Here is a 13,083-nt window from a genome sequence, read left to right as displayed (position 1 = left end):
GGATGATCTCTATGCGTGTCGAAATAATGATTGATAAAGAGCAGAAAATTAGCCAGGCGACACTGGAAGCACTCGAAACCGAGCTTTACCGCAACCTGACCCCCTTGTATCCCAAGACGGCGATCCGCATTCGCAAAGGAAGTGCCAACGGTATCGAGTTGACTGGCTTAAAACTTGATGAGGATAAGCAGCGGGTAATGGAAATCATGCAGCAGGTTTGGGAAGACGACAGCTGGCTGCATTAAGAAACGTTGTAGGCGTCAGAACTTGATTCTGACGCCTATGAGGTTGAACAACGAGTAAGGCGAGGCGTTAGGTGAAGTGACTCCTTATAAGCCATCTATGATTGAAGGGTGACTTTTTTTAACGTATCAAAAACGATTTTCGTAAACTCATTTTCATTTCTAACATCAATATAAGCAAGGCCGCTATTGGTGATCTTAAGCTTACCGGAATACTCTAATGAATTAACAGAGCAAACAAGTCTGTCAATTCGTATTTTTTTACCCTCTAACTCCTCTTTATAATATTTCCTAAGATCACTGCTGCCAATAATTTGCATTTTAGCCGTGGCATAATCAGAGACTCTAACTCTTGAAATATCAAGTTGTGTTAAATTGATATTTACACTTGAAGATATTTCATTAAGCCAGTTTATAGGGTTTATGTCTATTTCTTCCAAGCTAACACCTAAGCCAAGATTTTTTACCAAAGCCTGAGAAAAAGGCTTTAAAGTTCTGGGGGGGTTAGTAATCTGCATTACAGGAAGAGAGTCTACAGCCACGCTAAAATTTGTAGTGCGATACTCGATTCTTTCAACGGTAGTTTCACTTCCGTCAAAGCTTGATATTTTGTCATGGTAAACAATACGCTCGACAAAACGCCCACTTGCAAAATCATGGCGTATTTTATCAAAAATAAACCCTTTCCCTTTATCCTCTGTAAAAGAATCAAGAGAAAGACGTCTGACGGCTGTTTCAAACTCAAGCCGTATATTTAACTTAAGCCATTTAACTTTTTTCATCTTCGTTCACCTCTGATCCTATTATTATATTATAGGCATTTTCAGCGGCGGACTCAATTAATTCACTAATATGTTTTTTCTCTTGTGCCGTTGCCGCGCGAATGGTTACATTGAAACCATCTTCTTTTTGATTGTTTATCCCTTTAATTTGATATGCAAAGTCACAGCATTTCTCTGAGTCTTTAAAAAATGCTTCGACGTTGATTCTATCTCCAATTCCACTTGTTGGTTTTGAAGACCATGCAATACGCCCGATATAATAACCTTTCTCATGTAATTGAGAGAATATAGCTGAACTGTTTACCCCTTCACCATTCAGGACGGCTTTCTTAACAAATCCGGTATCAATAGTTTCTTCCTTGTCTTCATCCTCACTGGCATCAGTACTGCGATTTAATTCGACTTTTGTTACGTCATCAGTCTCATAACCACGTAGGCCATTCATTAATTCTTGAAAGAACTGACTTCTCAATGTAGGGTCAGTTATTGCTAGTAGTGAGATTTCGAAGCGCTCGATAGGCTCGGACTTGATTTTAGATAGCTCGTTTTGCAGACTCTCAATAACTTTTTTTGCCTCGGTGTTTTGAGGCATACGTACTTCGACTTTGTCAGTACCAGGGCGAAGTTCTATTATAATATTCCGCTTGTCGATCTGACGTAATGCAGTTTTAGACAGGTCTATTTCTTCATAGTTGTATTCTACTGTAAGTGAGCCATCTTTTTTAGCTACAATATTCAGGCTTTGACCTTTACTAGGTGAGCATGTTTTCTTTAGTGCTTCAGCTGCACTTTTTAATTCGGCCTGATTTGTTGAGGTTTGGAAGCTTACACTGGTAGTGCTTTCTCTTGGGTCATATGTTTTGACCAGTTTTTTTATGTGTTCTAATTCATTAAATCCGTGAGGAAGTTTGGATATTTCCTCAATTAGTATTTCCTTGTCGAGTTCTGGTGATAAAAACACACCTCTATTCAACAATAATTCATGCAATTTTGCAGCGGTTATCCTTTTATGATGCAATGCATCATAAATATTTTTGTCAGTTGCGAAATATAGTTTTTTAGCCATTATCGTTGCTCCATGCCGATTTTTTCAAGATTATATTCAACAACAACTTTGTCTGTCTTGTCGAAGTCGATTTTAAGAAAAAGTCTTTCATCCTCGCCTAAGAGCCAGTCTGTGCTGTATTTCTTTTTCGCTCTTTCAAAGTGATGAATGGCATTTTCATTTGGATGAATGTAACAATGGCGTAATACGATTGGTTTACCTTCGGTTAATATCTGATAAGTTGATAACATATCAAAGAAGTAAACAAATTCGTCTACTGAATCACCAGGTTGATTATAATAAACAACATATCCTTCAGGATTTTTATCCCTGAGCCAATTAAAAGCCTCATGCTTTATTATAATGTATGGTGATGTTAATAGTTCAATTGTTGCGGGTGTTTCCTGATTAATAGGGTGTTTTATTCGTGTTAGTGAAAGATCTGGGTAATAATATGTGAACTTATCTGGTTGAGGAAGTTTCCCTGAACCAATTAATTTAGTTATGTCAGAAGATATGTTTATCAAATCTGATATTTTATAAGGGTCAAGTAAATGTAGTTTGATGTTTGGAGGGCAATTTATAGATGAGTGGTCTAACTTTTTTGTAATATTCTCATAAAAGTCCTTGTCATATAAGTTATCATGGTTATATAAGAATAATAACCCTCTTACGTTATAACCTAAAGAATCATCATGAACATATTTCAATCGCCATTCTTCACTCACATTTGCACATTCGGTAGCTAAAGCAAGCGATGTTAAAGCTCCCTCGACTATTTTTTTTCCAATAGTACCTTCTGCATAGCTTTTGAGGTCTGTGTTGAGATAGACCATTTCCTCCTCATATGGATCTATGTAGAAAAATACAACATCGCTTGGATGTGTTTTCTTAGAATGAGCCTCCTGGCAACAATCCCAATTCATATCCGCTCTAGCGGCACGATCCCATTTGAATACTGAGAAAATATCATCAGAAATCTTACCCGCGACTCGTTGTATAGCCGAAGTCTCTCCACCCATTTCAATCTCGCTCCTTTACAATTGCTGTGGCAATCTGCCTGAAAATCCATCTGACTTGATGAGTAATCTAACCATATGGTTCGTATGTGTTTGTTGCATGACTATAGCGCATGAAAATGAATGATCGCAAAAGGATCATTTCTGCTCAGGCCCGCCAGTTCTGGCGGGCTTTCGCCTGTGTCATGCAGGTGCATGAAAACCATTACACAAAGCGGGCAGGCGTGGCGGGGATACGAGCGCGCGCAACGGGGTGAAATGGTGAAAATCCGGCGCATTTTCCGGGCCGCTGACGGGCGGAAGGGGAAGGGGGTAGAACGGAGGGGCAAAAAAATAGCGCCTCGCAGGGGGCTGCTGAGGCGCTTATAGAGGGTGTTACGCTGGGTCAGTCTTCCTGCAGGTCCAGCGTATAGGGTTCGAATCGGATCACCTCTTCGCCCAGCCACTTATTCAATTCCTGCAATCGCTTCTGCAGTGGCATCAGTTCGTTGCGGACAAAGACGCGGCTGGCTTTTTCCACATCACCAAAGCCGCCGGTATTGTTGGGAATAATGCCCATCATCTGCGGCGGTACGCGGTGTGCGGCCATCATGTCATCGCGGCTCACATTCTTGATGTTCAGAAACTCATCTTTCGCCGCGACCTCCGACAGCGGGATGATCTGGATGCCGTCCTTTTTACCGTTGGGCGAATACATAAACAGGTTGCGGAAGTTGCCCGGCCCTTTGGCGCTTTTCATGGCCTGGCGGATGTTGTTCACGTCCTCCTGATTCTGTGCCGCATCAGTCATGTACATGATGAACCCGGCGTGACTGCCGTTGATGTAATACTTACGGCGAAACAGCGTAGCCGACTCGTTGAGCAGTGTTGAAGGGATCGCGGAAAGGTAGCCGGGAAGCCCGTAGATTTCCTGGTTAATGTCCGGCTCCATCAGGTGAAAGATACTCCCTTTGGTGAACTCATAAGGCTGGATGGTCATGCCGTACTGCACGAACCAGTAAGTATCAAGGTCAATCCCGCGCCGGGTGTACTTCGCCAGTGATGGCTCCAGTGACAGGACGCCGCCCAGCCTGTTCGTCCGTTTTTCCAGATAGGCGTTACCGAACACAAGATAATCCTGGACGAAACGGGCAAAAGCCTGCTGGCTGAGCAGGCGGTGGGGGATGTAGGTACTACTGAGAATGTCACGCTTAACAGCAATCGGTGAGCTGTGATGTACAGCGGCGCGATAGGTCCGCGCCAGCCCGTCAAAGCTCACCGGCGGCTCATACCAGCGGTCCATTTGCACACATTCTACGTAGTCCAGAAGTTCGCGGCGGTCCAGTACCGGAATGGGATCGCCAAAGCTGAACGCCTGGGTAGTTGCTGCATCATTGGGTTGTACGTCGGGTGGCATCACATCCTGTGCGGTATTCTCAGTCATTAAAAAATCTCCACAATGTTGCTGGTATTGGCGGCTTCGCCCTGCAGCGGTTCGTTAAACAGTGCGTGCATCGTTGCCCAGGCCAGATCGGCGTGGCTGGCTTCTTCGCTGCGGCTGGCTTCGTAGGTAGGGCGGTTGCCGCTGGCGGTGGTGGCGCGGCGGATAGCCATAAATGACTGCGCAATGTCGGTGTGTCCGGCGTCAAACTCCAGACGGCGGTGGCTGATAATGTCGTATGCCTTGAGCACCAGGGCGTTTTTGACGTTGGGGTTATAGACAAACTCCCGCACGGCAGGGAAAAAGCCTTTTACGTTTTCATAAACACCGTGACCGACGCCGGTGGAGTCAATGCCGATGTAGGTCACGTTATACTGCTGAGTCAGTTTGCGGATGGCCTCTGCCTGGGCGCGGAAGTCCATTCCGCGCCACTGGTGACGCTCAAGGATGCGGAACTTACCGCCGGGTACCGTCGGCGGGGCAATGACTACGCAGCCAGCGCTGTCGCCGTTTTGGGTACCTTTCGCCGGGTCATAGCCGATCCAGACTTCGCGCCAGCCGAACGGACGCAGGGCCAGCGCCTGAAAGTCTTCCCAGACTTCCCAGCTGTCCACCATGCAGGCCTGCAGGTCAGCCAGTGGGAAAACGGAGGCGAGATCGTCGATGAATTCACACATCAGCAGGTTCTGGTACTCGTCGGGGCTGTACTCCAGGCGCAGCTGGTCGAGGTCGAACAGGTTGCAGCCACCGCGCACGGCGTCCTCCACCGTCACGATCTGTCTGAACTGACCGTCAGCGCAAAGCAGACCGGCAGCAAGGGCTGAGTGGGTCAGGTCGATATCAACGCGATCAGCTTTTGCCCGCCCGCGATTGAACAGGGCGCCGGACCAGAACGGGTAAGCGCTGTGCGTCAGGCTGGAAGGCGTGGAGAAATAGGTCTGGCGCCATTTCTTGTGCAGCGCCATGCCGGAGGCGACTTTACGTAGCTCCTGAAATTTCGGGATCCAGAAATACTCATCAAGATACAGGTTGCCGTGGTAGCTCTGCGCGGTGCGGGCGTTGGTCCCGAGAAAATACAACGTGGCGCCGTTTGGTAGCACCATGGGATCGCCTTTTAATTCCACATCGACTTCTTTGGCAAACTCGATGATGTACTGCTTAAAAACATGCGCCTGAGCTTTACTGGCTGACAGGAAAATCTGGTTACGTCCGGTGATCAGCGCATCGATCAGCGCCTCACGCGCAAAGTAAAACGTCGCCCCGATCTGGCGCGATTTAAGCACGTTGCGGATGCGGTGCTTAATTCCTGCTTCCCACCAGTGGCGCTGATATTCAAACATTCCGTTGCGGAAAATTTCTTCCAGCTTTTCGATCTGTTCGTCGCTGAACTGGTTTTTTTCAGGCTGTTTGCGGGGGCCGCGGTTGCGGTTTTGCACGTTGGGGTTAAGGTCCGCCTCATTACCACCGTTGTTAAATTTACCGATGCGGGCGTGTCGTTCTGACTGGCGGGCCAGCAGGTCTATTTCTTTAAAGTCTTTCCCTTCCTTGTGCTCCTTCATGATGAGCTGGCAATAGCGGGCGGCAGTGGTGAGCTGCATCTGATCGAGTGGGCCATATTCGCCCCACTTGTCGCGCTTTTTCCAGCTATGAACGGTTGCAACTTTTTCGCCCAGCATTTCAGCAATGCGGGCTACGCGGTATCCCTGAAAATACAGCAGTAATGCCTGCCTGCGGGGATCGAGGTCTGCGGGGGTCATCGTTTCCATGGCACAAACATACGGCCTTGCCTGGCGCCTTTCCCCGGCTGGCCTTTGTATGGTTTACCGCACAAGGTCCGCGCGTTGTTTCACCCCCTCCATCGCAGCAACCATAAGGCCTCACAGAGTTATTTGATGGAGTCGGTCACATGGCTGTAAAAGCAAAGCGCTTCCGCATCGGTGTGGAAGGGGCAACGACAGACGGGCGCAATATTGAGCGTGCCTGGCTGGAACAGATGGCGGCGAGCTATGACCCGCAGGTGTATACCGCGTTGATTAATCTGGAGCACATCAAGGGTTACACCCCTGATAGCCCTTTCCGCCGTTTCGGGACCGTGGATAAGCTGGAGGCAGAGGAGATTGCAGACGGCCCGCTGAAAGGAAAGCTGGCCCTGTATGCGTGGATCACACCGTCAGCGGATCTGGTGGCGTATACACGCAATCTGCAAAAGCTGTTTACCTCTATGGAAGTCAATACCAGTTTTGCCGATACCGGCAAAGCGTACCTCATTGGCCTGGCCGCGACGGATGACCCGGCAAGCCTCGGTACTGAAATGCTGCAGTTTAGCGCCAGCGCCAGAAGTAACCCCCTGGCAGGCCGCAAGCAAAACCCTGAAAACCTCTTTACCGCCGCAGAAGAAACGCTGATCGAGTGGGAAGAAGTCCAGGACGAAAAACCCTCCCTGTTTTCCCGCGTTGCCGCGATGTTCACCAAAAAAGAACAGAACGATGAAGCGCGTTTTTCTGACGTGCATCGCGCGGTTGAGCTGATTGCTACTGAACAGCAAAACCTGAGCGAACGCACTGAACACTCCCTGTCTGCGCAGGATACGCGCATTGCTGAGCTGGAAGCCTCCCTGCAGGAACAGCAGACCGCTTTTGCTGAACTGGAGCAGCGGCTGAGCCAGGAAGACAGCCGCAAAGATTATCGCCAGCGCGCGCCGGGCGGAAACGCACCGGCAGGCACACTGACCAATTGCTGATGGAGCATAAGAACCGATGAAAAAGAAAACCCGTTTTGCCTTTAACGCCTACCTGCAGCAGCTGGCACGCCTGAACAACGTGGAAGTGGAAGAACTTTCCAGCAAATTCACCGTTGAGCCGTCGGTACAGCAGACGCTGGAAGACCAGATCCAGCAGTCCGCTGCCTTTCTGACACTGATTAACATCACCCCGGTGGATGAGCAGTCAGGCCAGCTGCTGGGTCTGGGTGTCGGTAGCACAATTGCCGGTACCACGGATACCACCACCAAAGAGCGCGAACCAACTGACCCGACAGTAATGGCGGACGTGGAATACAAATGCGAACAGACCAACTTTGATACGGTGCTGACCTACGCAAAGCTGGACCTGTGGGCAAAATTCCAGGATTTCCAGGTACGGATCCGTAACGCCATCGTGAAGCGCCAGGCTCTGGACCGCATCATGATCGGGTTCAACGGCGTGAAGCGTGCCAAAACCTCTGACCGCGAAGCCAACCCGATGCTGCAGGACGTAAATAAGGGCTGGCTGCAAAAAATCCGCGAAGATGCGCCGGATCATGTCATGGGCAGCGAAACCAAAGAAGGCGTGACCACCAAAGGCGCCGTGAAGGTTGGTAAGGGGGGCGATTATGCCAACCTGGATGCCGTGGTGATGGATGCGGTCAACGAGCTGATCGACCCGGTGTATCAGGATGATGATGATCTGGTGGTGGTCTGTGGCCGTGAGCTGCTGTCTGACAAGTATTTCCCGCTGGTTAACAAAGACCAGGAGAACACGGAGAAGCTGGCCGCTGATCTGATCATCAGCCAGAAACGCATGGGTGGCCTGCAGGCTGTACGCGCGCCGTATTTCCCTGCGAATGCACTGCTGATCACCCGCCTGGATAACCTGTCAATTTACTGGCAGGAAGATACCCGCCGTCGTTCTGTTATCGATAACCCGAAACGTGACCGGATCGAGAATTTCGAGTCCGTCAATGAAGCGTATGTGGTTGAGGATTACCGCTGCGCGGCGCTGGTCGAAAACATCCAGATGGGGGATTTCAGCGCGCCAGCTGTACCGGAAGGCGAGGGGGCATAACGCATGAGCCTGAGTCCCGCACGGCAGCACCGCCTGCGCGTCCAGGCTGAACAGGCCGCCCGACAGGGCGGCAATGTTCGCCACGCGACGGGGTATGACCTGATGCTGATGCAGCTGGCGGAGGACCGCCGCCGCCTGAAAGGTATCCAGTCCACAGTGAAGAAAGCCCAAATCAAAGTGGAGCTGCTGCCCCGTTATTCCGCCTGGGTGGAGGGGGTGCTGGCTGCTGATGGTGCCCGGCAGGATGACGTGGTGATGTTTGTAATGCTCTGGCGTATCGATGCCGGGGATTATGCCGGTGCGCTGGATGCAGGGCGTCATGCGCTGCGGCATGGATGGGTGATGCCCATCGGAAACCGTAACGTCCAGACGGTGCTGGCAGAGGAAATGGCAGACGCTGCGCAGGCCGCTCTGCTGGCAGGTGAATCTTTCGATGCCGGGTTGCTACTGCAGACACTGGAGCTGACAGACGGCCAGGATATGCCAGACCAGTCACGGGCACGCCTGCATAAAGCGATTGGCGCTGTACTGACCGAAACCAGCCCGGCCTCCGCCCTGAATCACATCAATCATGCGCTGCAGCTTGATCCACGCTGTGGCGTCAAAAAAGAAAAACAGCAGCTGGAGCGCAGATTGCGCAATGACAGCCGTTAACGGAACGTGCCCCGCGCACGGGCGGCACGGGGTGGCGAAAGGCTTTTGCCACATCAAAACCCCGTCCACCGCCCACTATTTCAGGAGAAAGCCCGCATGAAGTTTGTTGCGCCTGAGCAGGCGCCGGAACAGGCGGAAATTATCAAAAATACGCCGTTCTGGCCCGATGTTGATTTATCAGAGTTTCGCAGCGTGATGCGGACGGATGGCACGGTGACGTCACCCCGTCTCGGACAACTCATCCGGTCTGCGATGTCAGAGGTCAATGCGGAGCTGTACGACTTCCGCAAACGCCAGCAGGCTCTGGGATTTATGACGCTGGCTGATGTACCGGCGGACTTACTGGACGGTAAAAGCGAACGTATTCACCACTACCACAACGCCGTTTATTGCTGGGCACGTGCGCAGGTGAATGAGCGTTACCAGGACTATGACGCCACGGCCTCCGGTGTGAAAAGGGGGGGTGAGCTGGCGGAGGCCAGCGGCGATCTGTGGCGTGATGCTCGCTGGGCAATCAGCCGGGTCCAGGATGCGCCTCACTGTACGGTGGAGCTGATCTGATGAAAGTGCGTGCGTACCAGGGTGACACGGTGGACGCGCTTTGCTGGCGTCATTACGGACGCACGCAGGGCGTCACGGAGCAGGTACTGCAGGCAAATCCGGGGCTGGCTGAGCACGGCCCGTTCTTACCACACGGGCTGCAGGTGGAGCTGCCGGATATTGCCACCACTTCCACGGTGCAGACCGTCCAGTTATGGGACTGAAATATGACGCTTGAACGGATCAGCGCCTTCATCACGTACTGCATCGCTGTACTGCTGGCATGGATGGGAGATTTATCGCTTAAGGATGTGTCGACAGTGGGCGGTGTGTTGATTGGCGTGCTGATGCTGGCCATCAACTGGTACTACAAACACAAAACCTACCAGCTGCTGCGCGGCGGAAAAATTACACAGGGGGAATATGAATCCTTCAACCGTTAAACGCTGCCTGGTAGGGGCGGTGCTGGCGATTGCCGCCACCCTGCCGGGCTTTCAGCAACTTCATACCTCAGTGGAAGGGTTGAAGCTGATAGCCGATTACGAGGGCTGCCGCCTGCAGCCGTATCAGTGTGATGCGGGGGTGTGGACCGATGGCATTGGCAATACGTCCGGCGTGGTGCCGGGGAAGACCATCACGGAACGGCAGGCCGCCGGGAGTTTCATCACCAACGTTTTAAGGGTGGAGAAGGCACTGGATCGCTGTGTCCTGGTGAGCGTACCGCAGAACGTCTATGACTCGCTGGTATCGCTGGCCTTCAACGTGGGAACCGGCAACGCCTGCAGCTCAACCATGGTGAAGTTTATCAATCAGAAGCGCTGGCGTGATGCCTGCTATCAGTTGCCGCGCTGGGTATATGTCAAAGGCGTATTTAATCAGGGCCTGGAAAACCGCCGCGGGCGGGAGCTGGCCTGGTGCTTAAAAGGAGCGTAACGAAATGAAGAAGAAACTTATCAGTGGGTTACTTTCGGTGCTGTACGCGGCGCTGATGATTATAAGTCTCTTTGTCCCAAACGGCATGGCCTCGGCGCTGGTCACTGCATTGACCTGGGTCGCCTGTTTGCTGGTTTGGGTGGCGGTGCTGCTTTGCCTGGCCGGGTGTTATGCAGGCGGCGCTCATCAGGAAGGGGCAAGGCAGGCGCTGACGCGCTTTTTCAGTACACCAGGAAACCAGGTGATCAGATGGGCCAGGCGTTCACTGCTTGTGATTTTCCTCGCCTTTACGGGCCACGTTGTCACCCTCGCATTTTATCTGCTGACGCTGGTCGCGCTTAAGGTTCTGCGTGCGCAGGTTGTTGATGCGGAGCCGGTGACGGCATGACGCGCGCGCTGGCGGTAATTCTGGCGCTCGTACTGGCGGCGCTGGGGTGGCAGTCATGGCGACTGAATGAGGCCAGCCACACCATCGATCAGCAAGGCGGGGACCTGAAAACGGCTGGCGACAAACTGGCAAAAACGAACAGCCAGCTGATCGCCCTGTCCATCCTGTCCGAAACCAACAACCGGGAGCAGACGCGCCTTTACGCGGCGGCAGAAAGTACAAACGCGCTGCTGCGAAGCCGTCAGCGCCGGATTGAGGAGCTAAAACGTGAAAACGAGGATTTACGCCGCTGGGCTGGTACTCCTTTGCCTCCTGACATTATCAGGATGCGAGAGCGTCCGGCCCTCGCAGGAGGTGCTGCTTACCGTGAATGGTTGTCCCAGAGTGACGCAGTGCCGCCTGGAAAAGTCGGCGGCACGCACTAACGGTGATCTGCTGACCGCGCTGGATGAAGCGGAGGCGGCTTGGGCTGTCTGCGCCGATAAAGTGGACACGATAATTTCCTGTCAGGAGCGAAACAGTGAACAAGCCTCAATCCTTACGCCGCGCCCTGAATAGCTCGGTGCCATATGTCCGCGATAACCCGGATAAGCTGCATTTGTTCGTTGATAACGGAACGGTGGTGGCAACCGGGGCAGCGTCACTTTCATGGGAATATCGTTACACCCTGAATGTGGTGGTTGTGGATTTCAGCGGCGATCAGGGGTTATTGATGGCGCCGGTGTTGGCCTGGTTAAGAGAAAATCAGCCGGATGCTATTCATAACCAGGAGCTGCGGGAAAAGTTGCTTTCCTTTGAAGTCGACATTTTGCGCAATGATATCTGTGATATCAGCCTGAATTTGCAACTGACAGAGCGTGTGATAGTCAGCGCTGACGGTGACGTGTCCAGCGTCGAAGCGGTGCCGGAACCGGACGAACCGGCCGAAATGTGGGCGGTGAGCCGTGGCTGAGCTGCAGGAAGTTGACGCCTGGTTAGATGCGTTGCTGGCGGGACTGGAGCCTGCCGCACGTAAGCGCATGATGCGGGATCTGGCACAGCAGCTGCGTCGCAGCCAGCAGAAAAATATCAGGATGCAGCGCAACCCGGACGGGACGGCTTACGAGCCGCGTCGCGTGACGGCCAGAACGAAACAGGGCCGCATCCGTCGGCAGATGTTTGCAAAACTCCGCACCACAAAATATCTGAAAGCCGTCGCCAGCCAGGACGCGGCTAGTGTCGAGTTTGAGAGTCGGGTGCAGCGCATAGCCCGCGTCCATCACTATGGCCTGCGTGATCGGGTCAGCCGTAAAGGGCCGGAAGTCAAATATGCAGAGCGCCGCCTGCTTGGTGTTAACAATGAAGTAGAGGAATTAACTAGAGATATCCTTCTTCGTTGGATTATTAGAGGGTAAGTATTGTGAAGCGATTTGCTCAATAGCTTCATCTATAGATATTTTAATGAAGGCCCACTCGTAAACATCAAAAAAACAAACATAAGCTTGACAGTTAGGAAGGTGCTTGTTTATTTTTTCACGCATTAACACTAAGTAATCATACTTATACGCATTTCTGATGCCTATATAAATTTCTTTAATGCTGGATTTTTTTATAGGCTGAATTTCACCTCTGCATCTGGAAATGTTTCTCACAACTCTCACTTCCTCCTCATATGACCAATAAGAAGGTTTGTAAAGGAAGGTACGCTGGAGTGCTTCTAAAAAATCCGGATTGAATTGAAACTGCATTCCCTCAAAGAAGTTTTGGTTGTCAGAGTTTACATAAGGGTTGTGGGGTTTAGTTGATGCATAAATGACACTCCCATATTTTGCTGGAATGACATTCATACCGTCATTGTTTAGCCCTGCTTCGTTTGCATCAATGCCGAAAACTACCCCAGCATGTGAGCCATTGTCTTTATCGATTCGAATGCCTTTTTTATCATCATAATTTGTACCCTTACCATAATGTGCCCACATAAGTGGGTTCATTGGGGCTCGTGTTAGAGATAAAATCCCATATGACATAGAGGCAGCTCGAAATTTTAAAGTTTGGTTTTTGTATTCTTCCTCTGACCCATAATGTAAACCAGTTAATTCAAAGGGGTCATTTAGTGATGAGGCTCTGGAAAACTTTAATGTTGAATTTTGAATGATTAATTCCGCTGTGTCAGAGTCAACATATTTATATAAAATCATTTTTTATCCTAAGTGAGCGCGCATTTCTATTAGTTCATCTAGATCCCGATGTTATCCCTTAA

General features: G+C 51.0%; 19 protein-coding genes. 13 read left to right on the top strand and 6 right to left on the bottom strand.

Annotation, left to right across the window (positions count from 1 at the left end; genetic code table 11):
• Positions 1-11: 11 nt before the first annotated feature.
• Entirely contained in the window at positions 12-245 is a 234-nt protein-coding gene (locus ABLV11_RS17215; protein ID WP_004185723.1) for a DinI family protein, read from the top strand.
• 95 nt (positions 246-340) lie between these two features.
• On the opposite strand, the gene ABLV11_RS17210 is transcribed toward ABLV11_RS17215, so the two are convergent.
• From ABLV11_RS17210 to ABLV11_RS17190, 5 genes are all read right to left on the bottom strand, one after another.
• On the bottom strand, positions 341-1,024 hold the full coding sequence (locus ABLV11_RS17210) for a hypothetical protein (RefSeq protein ID WP_004151009.1): 684 nt from the start codon (positions 1,022-1,024) through the stop codon (positions 341-343).
• Positions 1,011-2,090, bottom strand: coding sequence for a hypothetical protein (locus ABLV11_RS17205; RefSeq protein WP_101516365.1), 1,080 nt, complete (start codon positions 2,088-2,090; stop codon positions 1,011-1,013). The genes ABLV11_RS17210 and ABLV11_RS17205 overlap by 14 nt, the downstream gene beginning before the upstream one ends.
• Entirely contained in the window at positions 2,090-3,091 is a 1,002-nt protein-coding gene (locus ABLV11_RS17200; RefSeq protein ID WP_191721039.1) for a hypothetical protein, read from the bottom strand. The genes ABLV11_RS17205 and ABLV11_RS17200 overlap by 1 nt, the downstream gene beginning before the upstream one ends.
• A gap of 382 nt (positions 3,092-3,473) precedes the next feature.
• Positions 3,474-4,484 (bottom strand): phage portal protein, encoded by a 1,011-nt coding sequence (locus ABLV11_RS17195; protein WP_348855528.1) that lies wholly within the window; start codon positions 4,482-4,484, stop codon positions 3,474-3,476.
• 26 nt (positions 4,485-4,510) lie between these two features.
• The gene (locus tag ABLV11_RS17190; protein WP_115658351.1) at positions 4,511-6,274 is read right to left on the bottom strand and encodes a terminase ATPase subunit family protein; all 1,764 of its coding nucleotides are present in this window, start codon (positions 6,272-6,274) and stop codon (positions 4,511-4,513) included.
• A gap of 140 nt (positions 6,275-6,414) precedes the next feature.
• Here ABLV11_RS17190 and ABLV11_RS17185 point away from each other — a divergent pair, with 140 nt between their 5' ends.
• The 12 genes from ABLV11_RS17185 (at position 6,415) to ABLV11_RS17130 (ending at position 12,238) form a co-directional block, all read left to right on the top strand.
• Complete coding sequence (locus tag ABLV11_RS17185; RefSeq protein WP_348855526.1) at positions 6,415-7,248, top strand: GPO family capsid scaffolding protein; 834 nt, start codon at positions 6,415-6,417, stop codon at positions 7,246-7,248.
• 16 nt (positions 7,249-7,264) lie between these two features.
• Positions 7,265-8,329: a phage major capsid protein, P2 family gene (locus ABLV11_RS17180; protein ID WP_004174298.1), complete on the top strand. Its 1,065-nt coding sequence runs from the start codon at positions 7,265-7,267 to the stop codon at positions 8,327-8,329.
• A 3-nt stretch (positions 8,330-8,332) separates the two neighbouring features.
• On the top strand, positions 8,333-8,983 hold the full coding sequence (locus ABLV11_RS17175; RefSeq protein ID WP_004174300.1) for a terminase endonuclease subunit: 651 nt from the start codon (positions 8,333-8,335) through the stop codon (positions 8,981-8,983).
• 96 nt (positions 8,984-9,079) lie between these two features.
• A complete protein-coding gene (locus ABLV11_RS17170) occupies positions 9,080-9,544 on the top strand; it encodes a head completion/stabilization protein (protein WP_004174303.1) in 465 nt (154 codons plus the stop codon).
• Positions 9,544-9,747: a tail protein X gene (locus tag ABLV11_RS17165; RefSeq protein WP_004144701.1), complete on the top strand. Its 204-nt coding sequence runs from the start codon at positions 9,544-9,546 to the stop codon at positions 9,745-9,747. Before ABLV11_RS17170 ends, ABLV11_RS17165 begins: the two co-directional genes overlap by 1 nt.
• Before the next feature lie 3 nt (positions 9,748-9,750).
• Positions 9,751-9,966, top strand: coding sequence for an HP1 family phage holin (locus tag ABLV11_RS17160; protein WP_004144702.1), 216 nt, complete (start codon positions 9,751-9,753; stop codon positions 9,964-9,966).
• Positions 9,947-10,456: a lysozyme gene (locus ABLV11_RS17155; RefSeq protein WP_080784243.1), complete on the top strand. Its 510-nt coding sequence runs from the start codon at positions 9,947-9,949 to the stop codon at positions 10,454-10,456. The genes ABLV11_RS17160 and ABLV11_RS17155 overlap by 20 nt, the downstream gene beginning before the upstream one ends.
• A 4-nt stretch (positions 10,457-10,460) precedes the next feature.
• Positions 10,461-10,844, top strand: coding sequence for a DNZ54_00345 family protein (locus tag ABLV11_RS17150; protein WP_348855524.1), 384 nt, complete (start codon positions 10,461-10,463; stop codon positions 10,842-10,844).
• Positions 10,841-11,269, top strand: a complete 429-nt coding sequence (lysB, locus tag ABLV11_RS17145; RefSeq protein ID WP_159212581.1) for an Rz-like lysis system protein LysB — start codon at positions 10,841-10,843, stop codon at positions 11,267-11,269. Before ABLV11_RS17150 ends, lysB begins: the two co-directional genes overlap by 4 nt.
• A complete protein-coding gene (lysC, locus tag ABLV11_RS17140) occupies positions 11,157-11,402 on the top strand; it encodes an Rz1-like lysis system protein LysC (protein ID WP_348855539.1) in 246 nt (81 codons plus the stop codon). Before lysB ends, lysC begins: the two co-directional genes overlap by 113 nt.
• Positions 11,365-11,796, top strand: a complete 432-nt coding sequence (locus ABLV11_RS17135) for a phage tail protein (RefSeq protein ID WP_348855522.1) — start codon at positions 11,365-11,367, stop codon at positions 11,794-11,796. The genes lysC and ABLV11_RS17135 overlap by 38 nt, the downstream gene beginning before the upstream one ends.
• Positions 11,789-12,238: a phage virion morphogenesis protein gene (locus ABLV11_RS17130; RefSeq protein WP_348855520.1), complete on the top strand. Its 450-nt coding sequence runs from the start codon at positions 11,789-11,791 to the stop codon at positions 12,236-12,238. The genes ABLV11_RS17135 and ABLV11_RS17130 overlap by 8 nt, the downstream gene beginning before the upstream one ends.
• Here ABLV11_RS17130 and ABLV11_RS17125 read toward each other — a convergent pair.
• Positions 12,197-13,021 carry a DUF2971 domain-containing protein gene (locus ABLV11_RS17125; protein WP_072271745.1) on the bottom strand — a complete coding sequence of 275 codons (825 nt, stop codon included), beginning with the start codon at positions 13,019-13,021 and terminating at the stop codon, positions 12,197-12,199. The two genes, ABLV11_RS17130 and ABLV11_RS17125, sit on opposite strands and share 42 nt — an antisense overlap.
• Between the last annotated feature and the right edge of the window lie 62 nt (positions 13,022-13,083).

Origin of the sequence: Klebsiella sp. GW_Kp181, assembly GCF_040062315.1 — a bacterium.
GTDB lineage: Bacteria > Pseudomonadota > Gammaproteobacteria > Enterobacterales > Enterobacteriaceae > Klebsiella > Klebsiella oxytoca.
The sequence above is the reverse complement of the archived record's forward strand: the minus strand, read 5'-3'. Positions and strand labels throughout refer to the sequence as shown.